This is a genomic window from Aquirufa aurantiipilula, assembly GCF_019923745.1.
GTDB classification, from domain to species: Bacteria; Bacteroidota; Bacteroidia; order Cytophagales; family Spirosomataceae; genus Aquirufa; species Aquirufa aurantiipilula.
Genome location: NZ_JAANOG010000003.1, coordinates 300,078 through 312,129, shown reverse-complemented (window position 1 = coordinate 312,129; position 12,052 = coordinate 300,078). Strand labels below are relative to the sequence as shown.

General features: G+C 38.2%; 9 protein-coding genes. 3 read left to right on the top strand and 6 right to left on the bottom strand.

The window, feature by feature from the left end:
• The first annotated feature begins 11 nt into the window (after positions 1-11).
• Positions 12-365: a 50S ribosomal protein L19 gene (rplS, locus tag G9H60_RS04995; RefSeq protein ID WP_109322003.1), complete on the top strand. Its 354-nt coding sequence runs from the start codon at positions 12-14 to the stop codon at positions 363-365.
• Between the two features lie 450 nt (positions 366-815).
• Here rplS and G9H60_RS04990 read toward each other — a convergent pair whose 3' ends face one another.
• Both G9H60_RS04990 and G9H60_RS04985 read right to left on the bottom strand, forming a co-directional pair.
• Positions 816-1,424 (bottom strand): Crp/Fnr family transcriptional regulator, encoded by a 609-nt coding sequence (locus tag G9H60_RS04990; protein WP_223142998.1) that lies wholly within the window; start codon positions 1,422-1,424, stop codon positions 816-818.
• A 316-nt stretch (positions 1,425-1,740) separates the two neighbouring features.
• Positions 1,741-2,448 carry an ABC transporter ATP-binding protein gene (locus tag G9H60_RS04985; protein ID WP_109322005.1) on the bottom strand — a complete coding sequence of 236 codons (708 nt, stop codon included), beginning with the start codon at positions 2,446-2,448 and terminating at the stop codon, positions 1,741-1,743.
• A 154-nt stretch (positions 2,449-2,602) separates the two neighbouring features.
• Between G9H60_RS04985 and G9H60_RS04980 the strand changes: the two genes are divergently transcribed.
• Entirely contained in the window at positions 2,603-3,634 is a 1,032-nt protein-coding gene (locus tag G9H60_RS04980) for an acyltransferase family protein (RefSeq protein WP_223142997.1), read from the top strand.
• A 116-nt stretch (positions 3,635-3,750) separates the two neighbouring features.
• On the opposite strand, the gene G9H60_RS04975 is transcribed toward G9H60_RS04980, so the two are convergent.
• Entirely contained in the window at positions 3,751-4,326 is a 576-nt protein-coding gene (locus G9H60_RS04975) for a YdeI/OmpD-associated family protein (RefSeq protein WP_223142996.1), read from the bottom strand.
• A 110-nt stretch (positions 4,327-4,436) separates the two neighbouring features.
• Complete coding sequence (fusA, locus tag G9H60_RS04970) at positions 4,437-6,530, bottom strand: elongation factor G (RefSeq protein ID WP_223142995.1); 2,094 nt, start codon at positions 6,528-6,530, stop codon at positions 4,437-4,439.
• A 148-nt stretch (positions 6,531-6,678) separates the two neighbouring features.
• On the opposite strand from fusA, the gene G9H60_RS04965 reads away from it, so the two are divergent.
• Positions 6,679-7,359: a ComF family protein gene (locus G9H60_RS04965; protein WP_223142994.1), complete on the top strand. Its 681-nt coding sequence runs from the start codon at positions 6,679-6,681 to the stop codon at positions 7,357-7,359.
• 11 nt (positions 7,360-7,370) lie between these two features.
• Here the strand turns inward: G9H60_RS04965 and gldJ are convergent, their stop codons facing one another.
• Both gldJ and mfd read right to left on the bottom strand, forming a co-directional pair.
• Entirely contained in the window at positions 7,371-8,630 is a 1,260-nt protein-coding gene (gene gldJ / locus G9H60_RS04960; RefSeq protein WP_262899951.1) for a gliding motility lipoprotein GldJ, read from the bottom strand.
• A 63-nt stretch (positions 8,631-8,693) separates the two neighbouring features.
• Entirely contained in the window at positions 8,694-12,044 is a 3,351-nt protein-coding gene (mfd, locus tag G9H60_RS04955) for a transcription-repair coupling factor (protein WP_223142993.1), read from the bottom strand.
• Positions 12,045-12,052: the final 8 nt, after the last annotated feature.

The window sequence follows — 12,052 nt, the reverse complement described above, 5'->3', positions numbered from 1 at the left end:
AAATAATTAAGATGAGTGATTTAATTAAATTAGTAGAAGCAGAAAATGCAGCTCGTAGAGCAGATCATCCTGAATTTGCAGCAGGAGATACCATTAATGTACACGTTAAGATTCGTGAAGGAAACAAGGAGCGTATCCAGGTTTTCCAAGGATTGGTAATTCAACGTAAGAATTCAGGTGCAGGTGAGTCATTCACTGTTCGTAAGATTTCTAATGGAATTGGTGTTGAGCGTATTTTCCCAATCTTGTCTCCAAACATTGACAAAATTGAAGTATTACGTCGTGGTAAAGTACGTAGAGCTCGTTTATATTACATGAGAGGTAAGCAAGGTAAAGCTGCTCGTGTTAAAGAGAAGAAAAAATAAGAGGTTTGAATTCTTTGAAATAAGAAAGAGCTGCTCCGAAAGGGCAGCTCTTTTGTTTTAAGGGTACTAGTGGTTAGATGTAAAATTGTTGGTATGAGATGATAAAGCATAATGGTTTCTTCAAAAGAGGAGTTTTTAGGCTCCTCTGATGAATTAGAAATTATTAGTGATTAGGTGGTTAATAAGAGAGATTATGTAACAAATCATTTTTGAGATGGAGGTGTATACATTGATTTCTATAATGCTTAAAAAATTAGTAGAATTCACTTCCATGGTAACTATAAATTTTAGAACACAGGTTGCAATTTTTATCTCTTATCAACCGATAATTGGCAAGATTCCTTTGTTTTACCATAGAAAACCCATCAATTACCACATGACAAAGTTGAAGAAAACTTATTGAAATTTTCTTGCGAAAAATCAATAAATAAAATTGAGAAAACGCAAGTATTAGTCGATTAGGGAGCCATTCTCCATGATTTTCCTTCTAACCCGACTTAATTCCGAGGGGCTCATATTGAGAAAAGAAGCTTTGTATTTATCAGGAACCTGTTCATCCATTTCTCTAAAGGCTTTTCGAAAAGATTCGTATCGAACTTGGGTGTTTCTGATGTGAAGGAAGGAAGTGATTCGTTCGTGTTGAACTAAGTTTTCTTGTAAGATGATTCTACAAATGGTATTGGAGTGAGGGATTTCAATATAGGCTTTTTCAAGATCTTCTTTTTCCATATAAAATACCTCTGATTTTTTTAAAGCATCAAGTGTGATTTCACTAGGTGTTTGGTGGAAAAAACTTTCTGCTGAGATACCAAATTTACCTGGTAAAGTAAACCATCTGGATATAGGTTCAGGCATATCCAATTGGTCTACCCAGGAATATTCTCGGAGTAAACCTGATGTTAAAAAGTAGAAACGACTATTTATTTCTCCTTCTGCAATGATTATTTGATTCTTTTGAAATTTGGCATACTTGAAATAACTCGCTAGTTGTTTTGTTTCAGATGGGCTTAATAAATGAAAGGAGTTAAGGTAAGCTTCTAGGTTAGCTAGAGTCGTCATAAAATGGGATAATTAGGGGTTATGTATTTGAAATATATTGCCCGAATGCAAGGCATTGTTCGATAAACCAAAGTTGATTTTCTCAGGATTTTTTTGACAAATCAGAAGAGAAGAAGTGGAATTCTTCAAGGAATATACATTTAGAACAAGCCAAAGATAGGAATCCCCTTGAATTTTGCCAATTATGAATGGCGGAAAGCGCTATTGAATATTCATTTCTTGCGTTTTCTCAAGAATAATTCTTGTTTTCCCGCAATTTAAAAGCCCCGAAATACGGAATGTTTTGTATTTCAGGGCTTTGTACTACTTTTTTCTACTACTTAATTACTTTTCTTACGTTTTGATTGATGGTATCTGACTCAATAAGTCCATCACGTAAACGTATTATTCGGTGGGCATATTGAGCAATATCATCCTCGTGAGTAACCATGACAATGGTATTTCCTTTTTTGTGTAATTGATCAAAAAGGTCCATAATTTCATAAGATGTTTTGGTGTCCAAATTACCTGTAGGCTCATCCGCTAATAAAATGGATGGCTCATTGACCAATGCTCTGGCTACTGCTACACGTTGTCTTTGACCTCCTGATAACTCATTAGGCTTATGGCTAGCTCGGTTATCTAGACCTACACCTCTCAGGGTTTCCATGGCAATTTCGTTCCTTTCTTTTTTGGAATATCCTGCATAAATCAGAGGAAGAGCTACATTGTCCAAGGCAGATTGCCGAGGTAATAAGTTGAATGTTTGAAAAACGAACCCAATTTCTTTATTGCGCACAGCGGCTAACTCATTTTCTGACATTTCGCTGACGTCATGACCATTCAAAATATACTTTCCAGTACTAGGAGTATCCAAGCATCCAACAATATTCATCAAGGTGGATTTACCTGAACCGGATGGCCCCATAAATGCTACATATTCGCCTTTATTCACTGAAATACTGATGTTTTTTAAGGCATCAATTACTTCTTCTCCCATCACATAGCGCTTGGAAATATTTCTTGTTTCAATAATTTTGGTCATAATCTCAGGAATAAAATATCTTAAAAATACACCCAATACCTGAAAGAAGTTTCACTTTTCTACAAAAGATACGCAGCGTGGATAAAGTAGCTTTAGGAAGGATAAGAGGTTTATTGCACAATATGTTTTAGCTTTGTTAGCTGTAGATTTAATAATGAAATACATTCCTGCTTTAGATGGTATTAGAGCCATAGCAATTTTATTAGTATTGGTTTTTCATTGGTTTCCCACAAATCATTGGATCAATACTATTCCCAATGGCCCCATAGGAGTCACCTTATTTTTTGTATTAAGTGGATACTTGATTACATCCATTTTGTTAGGTCAAAGGGCAAATCATTCATTTTTGAAATCATTTGGCAATTTTGTGGCACGTAGGGCCTTGCGCATATTTCCTATTTATTACGCGGTGTTGGCATCCTTACTCATATTAAAGCCATTTGGCATACAAATTGTCAGTGATTTTTATGAGCATCCCGGTTATTATTGGTCGTATTGGTATAATCATTGGTTAGAACAAAGTCAGAATTGGTCAGATATGCTTTCTCCCTATTGGTCACTTTCTGTAGAAGAGCAGTTTTATATCATTTGGCCTGTATTAATTTTAGGTATAAGTTCAAGGAAAAACATATTGTCGCTTTTGTGGGCTACGACTATACTTGGATTAGTAGCTAGATTCGTTTTAATTCATCAATATGAGGGAATTGGGGTATACATGATTACATGTGTTGATACATTTGCTTGGGGAGGCTTATTGGCGTATTATGTGAGAGAGGGTAGAGAAGAGCAAGTTCGGTCAGCAGCCAAATGGATTTTACCTGTGGCAGCTTTAGGATTTGTAATGACTACTGTATTTATGTCGGATATCAATCTTGGTAAGCAATTGTTTTTTCGAACCTTTACTTCCATACTTTCAGCAGGATTGATTTTGGGAGCATTGCAACCTGGACTTCTAGCTCATTTGTTATCTATTCGCCCCTTAAGAGAAATTGGTAAGGTTAGTTATGGGTTGTATTTATACCATATGTTAATCCCTGATTTGTTTTATCAGCTGATGAATCGACTTCATATTTCGATCCAAGATCCCTATCACATTTATGGAATAGTAGCATTATTTGCCACCAGTTTCATTTCCTACCATTTGTTTGAAAAACCCATTCAATCAATAAAGCGATATTTTGTTTAGTGAAGCAATAATTATCAGTTTTTGGGAGGTTTTTCGAGGGAGAATGAGGTAATTTTGCCTAACGCTGGCAAGGTTTAAAACCTTGACAGCGTTGGGGGAGGTGCAGAGAAAAATGCTTAATGAAACTTCTCTCCTTTAGCCAGTTTTTCAAGGATTTGTTCCATTCTTTTCTGTCTAGTTTCTGGCTTTTTTGCCGACTGAAGTCGGAAGTAGATGGCAAATAAATTCGTTCGATTGAGGGTTTGGTAAAAGAGTTCTGCAGGTTTGTTCTTTTTCAATTCAAGGAGAAAATCTTCAGGAATCACCATTTCGCTTTGCGCAGCATAAGCCTGTTCCCATTGACCATTCTCTTTGGCCTCCTGTACTACCTGTATTCCAGCAGGCATCATTTTACCTGCTTGAGTTAATCGCTCTATATGCTGAATATTGATTTTAGACCAAATGCTTTTAGGTTTTCTAGGACTGAATTTTTGTAACCAGTAATATTCATCAAAAGGAAATTTTTGACTATCTATCCAACCAAAGCAAAGCGCTTCATCCAATGCTTCTTTATATGAAATGGTTTGTTCTGGGGCCTTTGATTTAGAGATTTGAAGGCAAATACCAACAGAATTTGTATGATGCTCTTGAAGCCATTCACGCCACTCCTGTGAAGAATGGAATTTAATTATTTCCGATTTACTTGTCGCCATGTGGAGGATTTTGACCTAAATATACATCATTGAGCTAGCAAGGCTTATGTTGGGGCATAAAAAAAGCCCTCGATTAATCGAGGGCTTTCTGTACTTATATTGATTGGATATTACAATCCTTTCGCTTTCTTAACTACTTCGTCAGCAATGTTTTGCGGAACAAATTCGTAGTGAGAGAAAGTTAAAGATGCAGTAGCACGTCCAGAAGACATTGTACGTAAATCTGTAACATATCCGAATAATTCTGATAAAGGCACATCAGCTTTTAAGATAACAGCACCTTGACGAGAATCCATACCTTTCATGATACCACGACGACGGTTTAAGTCACCTGTGATAGGTCCAGTATACTCATCTGGAGTAACTACGTCAACAGCCATGATAGGTTCCATTAATTTAGCACCTGCACTTTTCGCTGCTTCTTTGTAACCCATACGAGCTGCTAATTCAAAAGATAATGAATCTGAATCGACATCATGGTAAGAACCATGGAACAAACGTACTTTCATGGAATCCATAGGATAACCAGCTAAAGCACCTGTTTTCATTGCTTCTTCAAAACCTTTCTGAACTGCAGGGATGAATTCACGAGGAATAACACCACCCACGATATTGTTTACAAATTCTAAACCAGGTTTATCATCTTCTCTTGGTCCGATTTCAAATACGATATCAGCAAATTTACCACGACCACCTGATTGTTTTTTGTAAACCTCACGGTGCTCAGTTGTCTTAGTTAAAGACTCTTTGTAAGCCACTTGAGGCGCACCTTGGTTAACTTCAACTTTGAATTCACGACGCATACGGTCAATGATAATCTCTAAGTGAAGCTCACCCATACCTTTGATGATGGTTTGACCAGTCTCTTCGTTAGATTCTACTTGTAAAGTTGGGTCTTCCTCGATCAATTTTGTGATTGCTTTTGAGAAGTTATCAGCATCAGCTGTTTTCTTAGGCTCAATAGCATATCCAATAACTGGCTCTGGGAAATCCATTGCTTCTAAAATGATTGGGTGTTTCTCATCAGATAAAGTATCACCAGTTTTGATGTCTTTAAATCCAACTACGGCACCAATATCACCAGCACCTAAGCGCTCAATAGAATTTTGCTTGTTAGCGTGCATTTGGAAGATACGAGAGATACGCTCCTTATTTCCTGAACGGTTGTTCAAAACATAAGAACCAGAATCCAATCCACCAGAGTATGCACGAATAAAACATAAACGACCTACGTAAGGGTCAGTTGCAATTTTAAATGCTAAAGCAGCAAATGGCTCAGACTCAGATGGTTTTCTAAGAATTTCTTCTCCTGTATCTGGGTTTGTTCCTTTTACACCTTCTTTGTCCATCGGTGATGGCAAAATAGCCATTACATAATCCAACATAGTCTGCACTCCTTTGTTTTTGAAAGAAGAACCACAAAGCATTGGAACGATTTTCATAGAAATAGTAGCGGCACGTAAAGCAGCTAAAATTTCATCTTCAGTGATTGAGTTAGGATCTTCGAAGTATTTCTCCATCAAAGTCTCGTCAAACTCAGCTACTGCTTCTAATAATTTCTCACGATATTCAGTCGCCTCTTCTAACATATCATCTGGGATAGGTACCTCAGTGAATGTCATTCCTTTGTCTGCTTCGTTCCACTTGATACCACGGAAGTTCACCAAATCAACTACTCCTTCGAAATGCTCTTCAGCACCGATAGGTAATTGCAATGGTACTGCGTAGCTACCCAACATTTCTTTTACTTGCTTACACACGTTTAAGAAATCAGCACCAGAACGGTCCATTTTGTTTACGAAACCAATACGAGCAACGTTGTAATTGTTCGCTAAACGCCAGTTAGTTTCTGACTGTGGCTCAACACCGTCTACCGCTGAAAACAAGAAAACTAGACCATCTAATACACGTAGGGAACGGTTTACCTCTACAGTAAAGTCAACGTGACCTGGTGTATCAATGATGTTAACATGGTAATCTTCGTTACGGTATTTCCAGTTTACAGTAGTTGCTGCAGAAGTAATCGTGATTCCACGCTCCTGCTCTTGCTCCATCCAGTCCATGGTTGCCGCACCATCGTGTACCTCACCAATTTTGTGACTCACACCTGCGTAATACAGGATACGTTCCGTCGTGGTGGTTTTACCAGCGTCAATGTGCGCAGCAATACCGATGTTTCTAGTGAATTTTAAATCGCGTGCCATTTTTAAAGGTTAATTATGATATAAGTGTTTTTACTCTTCTCTAAGATTATCAAGAACTTGAACTACATGGTTTTAGCATGTAAACTTTAGGTTCTTATTTAGGGGTGCAAAATTACTGAATCTTAATTAAATACAAAACTTTTTTCAAATGTTTAAGCGCATTTTACAATTGCTTTACCCGGAAGTTTGTTTTGGGTGTTCCATGACCCTTTTAGAATCAGAGGAAATACTATGTAGTAGGTGTCGATTAGAGCTCCCAAGGCCCGGTTTATTCCTTCCAAAGCCCAATTGGCTCAGTCTGAAATTCGACGGTTGGATGGATTATCAGGATGCACATTGTTTCTTTTTATTTTCTGAGGGAGGGCGCGTTCAGCACTTAATGCATCAAATTAAATACAAAGGAGCCCAAGATGTAGGAAGATTTCTTGGGGTTTGGTGTGGCTCAGAATTAAATAAGTACAATTGGCCTTTCACTTACGATCTAATTCTCCCTATTCCAATGCATGCTCAAAGAGCGCGCGATCGAGGATATAATCAAGCCCAATGCATCGCCGAAGGAATTTCTTCAAGTACTCAAATTCCAATCATTTGGGGAGGTATAGAACGAATCAAGAATAGTCAAACATTGATTCATCAAAATCGGCAAGAACGTTTTCAAGTATTGGAAGAGGTATTTCAGGTTATTAATCCATCCCTTATCCAAGGAAAACATGTATTGATTGTGGATGATACCTTGACCACTGGAGCCACGATGCTGGCATTGGGACAAAAAATAAAAACCGCCGGAGCTAGACAAGTGTCTTTTTTAGCTCTGGCGGCTTTGCAATAAATGGGAAAATATTATTTGTTCGTTCCTGCGGAAATCATAGCACAACGGAATCCGATAGTCGCAGTAGCTGAATCTTCATCCAAATAACGACGAGTACCCGGCGCTAACCAATAAGCCACATCTGACCAAGATCCACCTTTATAAACACGAACTTTGTTGTCAATTAATGAGTTATTGTTTTTGCTGTCATAGCGACTAGCCTTATCTAATTTTTCGTTTCTACGAACAGGGTTCAAGTCATTAAAGTCTTGAAAGGAAAGAGGACGGTATAAATCTTGTACCCACTCATTTACGTTTCCTGCCATTTGATATAAACCAAAATCATTTGGTGGGTATTTGTATACTTCTGTAGTAATGATAGCACCGTCATTCGATTTACCAGCAATACCTGCGTAGTCACCGCGTCCACGCTTAAAGTTAGCCAACATGGTTCCTCTCGCTTTTCCTTGTGACTGACGTAAAGAAGGGCCATCCCATGGATAAATACGTTGGTTAATTTGGTTTTCGTCTTCTTGCTGTGTACCAATCATGGCCTTAGCTGCATATTCCCATTCCGCTTCGGTTGGAAGTCGGTAAGAAGGCAATACTCGACCTGATTCAATGGTTAAGCGAGCCGTAGTGTTGGTTCTTGTCGTGGCTGCAGTAGCGGCAGTACCTGTGGTAGCAGCTCCTTTTTTAGGTTTCTTTTCTTTTACTTTATCTCCACCTGCCAATTGTTGGTTTACAACCGCAGTTCTCCATACACAATAGTCGTTTACTTGTTTCCACGAAGTACCCACTACTGGATACATACGGAAGCCTGGGAAACGCAAATATTGTTCCACATAAGGATCATTAAATGCTAAATCGTTTTTCCAAACAGTCGTATCTGGTAATGCAGATTCGTAAAAATCTTGAGTAGAGTCCTTTTGAACCGAATATAAATATTCTAAATAATGCACGTTGGCGATTTCTGTTTCGTCCATGTAAAAGGACTGTACAGATACAGTTCTTTCCACGTTGTCATGCATGCCTAATACATCCTCTTCTAAAGAGCCCATTGTGAAACGGCCACCTTCAATAAATACCAAATTCGGGCCAGTTAATTGGCCGTTGAATTTTTTATCTACCTGAAATCCACCTTTTTGGTTGTAGGAAACTCCTGTAGCAGAGGATTTAGAACCGATATTTACACTGCTAGGTTTTACGCCAGATTTGATTCCACTTGGACATGATGTCAAGAGAAACACACTAGCACAAATCCCCATTACAATTTTCAATTTAGCAATCATTGATATCTTTTATCGTAAGAATTTGAAAAGCAAAGGTATAAAATTCAATTAATAAGCTCAAAACTAGCCTAAAATATCCACTAAAATAGTATTTAATTCTTCAATACTACTGATTCGGTCAACTTGAAGAATCAATTTGTTGGCTTTTTCTCTGAGTTGACACTGTCCTTTTCGAGAATTAACAAAGTTGATAACCTTCAAAACAATGGAACTAGCATGTTTTTGATGCGTCTCTGATGAAACGAAATGAAGTTTAAGGATATTGTTTTTTAGCAGTATTTTTTCAATTCCTAAAACTTGTGCTTTCCAGCGACATTTCACGAGTTCAATCATGTCGCTCACTTCTTGAGGTAATTTGCCAAAACGATCCTCAATTTCTTGAATGAATTTGTTTAAATCTTCTTCATGATCAATTTCATCCAATCGAGTATAAAGAGCCAATCTTTCTGAAATACTTTGTACATAGGTATCAGGAATCAAAACCCGTAAATCTGTTTCAATTTGGCAATCTACTTTCAAGGTATCTGCTACTTCATGTAAATCTGCTTCAAACAGGGCTTTAAATTCATTCTCTTTTAATTCCTGAACGGCTTCATCTAGGATTTTGTGGTACATATCATAGCCTAAATCATTAATGAATCCACTTTGTTCAGCTCCTAAAAGGTTCCCTGCTCCACGAATGTCCAAATCGCGCATGGCCACTTTAATTCCATCTCCTAGGTCGGAGAATTCCTCTAAGGCACTTAATCTTTTACGTGCATCGCTAGTCAAATTAGCCAAGGATGGTGTAACCAAATAGCAATAAGCCTTTTTATTGGATCTACCCACACGGCCTCGCATTTGGTGTAAATCCGATAACCCAAAATTATTGGCATTGATGATGAAAATGGTATTTGCATTGGGTATATCCAAGCCTGATTCAATGATATTCGTCGCTACCAATACATCGAAATGCCCCTCAATGAACCCCAGCATGATTTTTTCAAGTTTGTCCCCGTCCATTTGTCCGTGTGCCACGGCAATTTTGGCATCTGGAACCAATCGTAAAATTCGGTTCGCAATACTTTCCAATTCGCCAATGCGGTTGTAGACCACAAAGACCTGTCCGTTTCTTGCTAACTCTTCTCTAATTCCATCTCGCAAAAGTTCATCGTTTAATACCACTAATTTGGTTTCAACAGGCTGACGATTGGGTGGTGGGGTAGCAATAATGGATAAATCCCTCGCCCCCATGAGAGAAAAGTGTAAGGTCCTAGGAATCGGTGTGGCTGTCAAAGTCAAGACATCTACATCCACTCGCATTTCTTTTAATCGATCTTTGACCTTCACCCCAAATTTCTGTTCCTCATCAATGATCATCAATCCCAAGTTTTTGAAAACGACATCTTTATTGACCAATCGGTGTGTGCCTATTAAAATATCAGTTACACCTTTGGCCACTCGATCAAGCGTCTCTTTAATTTGTTTGGGTGATTTAAATCGATTGATGTATTCCACTTTGCAAGGAAAAGCGGCTAAACGGTCATGAAAAGTTCTGAAATGTTGCATGGCCAAAACGGTCGTTGGCACAAGAACGGCTACTTGCTTAGAGTCTGCCACGGCTTTGAAAGCTGCTCTAACCGCAATTTCTGTTTTACCAAAACCTACGTCGCCACACACCAATCGATCCATCGGATGAGGTTTTTCCATGTCGGCCTTGACATCCTGTGTCGCTTTGGCTTGGTCAGGGGTATCTTCGTACAGAAAAGAAGATTCTAATTCAGCTTGTAAATAGGTGTCGGGTGAAAATGCGAAGCCGGGAGCAGATTTTCTTTTGGCATACAAGGCAATTAACTCCTTGGCAATATCTTTTACCTGCTTTTTGACTCTCGATTTTTTGTTGTCCCAATCAGGAGAACCCAATTTGGACATACTAGGAGGAGCACCTTCTTTTCCAGAATATTTTGAAATTTTATGTAAAGCATGGATGGAAACGGAGAGGACGTCATCATCTCGGTAAATCAAGCGAATGACTTCCTGTTCTCCATTGGAAGTGTCTATTAGGTTTAAACCTGCAAAACGGCCAATTCCATAATCAATGTGTGTGACAAAATCCCCTACTTGTAAGCTTCGTAACTCCTTTAATGTGAGGGCTTTATTTTTAGAAAATTTGTTTTTTTCTTTAAATCGATGGAAACGGTCAAATAGTTGGTGATCTGGGTAAAAAGCAATTTTGGTTTGCTCATCGATGAAACCTTCACGAAGAGTAATTTGCAGGTTTTTGAATTGAATGGAGGTATTTAATTCATTGAAAATGACTTCCAAACGTTCCAATTGTCGGGAAGATTCCGAGCAAATGATATTTTGATACCCCTGCGTTTGATTATCGAGCAAAGCACCTGCTAAACGTTCGAAATCCTTGTGAAAAGCACCAGGATTTTTGGAAGCGTAGCTAATGCTTTCTGCATTTTTTAGGTGGTTCCTTTTTCCATATTCCACTTGGGTAAAATGGTTGAGGGACTTTAAAAAGTCTTTTTTATTCTCCCAGCGCTCGGAAGGGTCAGACATAATTTGAATATCACTTCCCCGACTTTTCAGTTCTTCAAAAGCATCATGTGTTTTTTGGAAATAATTTTGAATAATTTCCAACAGCATGTCATGGTCTTTTATCCAAATGATGCTGTTTTCTGGGAAGAAACTCAAAAAGCTCTCTCTACTTTCTTGGATGAGCTTAGTTTGCACATCAGGGATGAGGTGCATGGCTGAAACCGACTGAATGGAAAGTTGGGTTTCTGGATGAAAGGTCCGTATACTATCTACCTCATTTCCAAAAAAATCAAGGCGATAAGGGAATTCTGTTGCATAAGAAAATACATCTAAAATTCCTCCACGAACGGAATATTGGCCTGCTTCATAGACAAAATCGGTTCGCTCAAAATCATATTCATTCAATGTTTCAGCTACAAAATTCGGGTCAATTTTATCACCTACACGGATAGAAAGGGTATTCTTAACGAGGGATTTTCGATTGATGACTTTTTCACTTAACGCTTCTGGATACGTAACAATGTAGGTGTCTTTGGAAGATAAATTACTCAGGACATTCAGTACTTCAGCCCGCATTAACACATTGGCATTATCTATTTCTTCCCATTCATAAGGTTTTTTATGTGACATGGGAAATAGAAGAACTTCCGCATCACCCACCAAAGCTTGTAAGTCATTGAGCAAATAATGGGCCTCTTCTTTTTCTTCACATATCAAAAGATAAGGCCTTTTTTCTTGCTTGGTGGCCGCCATAATAATGGCATCTAAAGAGCCAGATAGGCCTTTTATGTGAAATTTGCTCCCTTTTTGGGCATGATGAATCTGCGAGGAAAGGGTTTGAATAATTCCATCGTGTTGGTAGTGGGCAATAAAATCTTTTACAATCATAATCTACC

Coding starts and splice junctions, on each gene's coding strand:
- rplS (WP_109322003.1), top strand. CDS start 12: ATGAGTGATTTAATTAAATTAGTAGAAGCAGAAAATGCAGCTCGTAGA.
- G9H60_RS04990 (WP_223142998.1), bottom strand. CDS start 1,424: ATGACGACTCTAGCTAACCTAGAAGCTTACCTTAACTCCTTTCATTTA.
- G9H60_RS04985 (WP_109322005.1), bottom strand. CDS start 2,448: ATGACCAAAATTATTGAAACAAGAAATATTTCCAAGCGCTATGTGATG.
- G9H60_RS04980 (WP_223142997.1), top strand. CDS start 2,603: ATGAAATACATTCCTGCTTTAGATGGTATTAGAGCCATAGCAATTTTA.
- G9H60_RS04975 (WP_223142996.1), bottom strand. CDS start 4,326: ATGGCGACAAGTAAATCGGAAATAATTAAATTCCATTCTTCACAGGAG.
- fusA (WP_223142995.1), bottom strand. CDS start 6,530: ATGGCACGCGATTTAAAATTCACTAGAAACATCGGTATTGCTGCGCAC.
- G9H60_RS04965 (WP_223142994.1), top strand. CDS start 6,679: ATGTTTAAGCGCATTTTACAATTGCTTTACCCGGAAGTTTGTTTTGGG.
- gldJ (WP_262899951.1), bottom strand. CDS start 8,630: ATGATTGCTAAATTGAAAATTGTAATGGGGATTTGTGCTAGTGTGTTT.
- mfd (WP_223142993.1), bottom strand. CDS start 12,044: ATGATTGTAAAAGATTTTATTGCCCACTACCAACACGATGGAATTATT.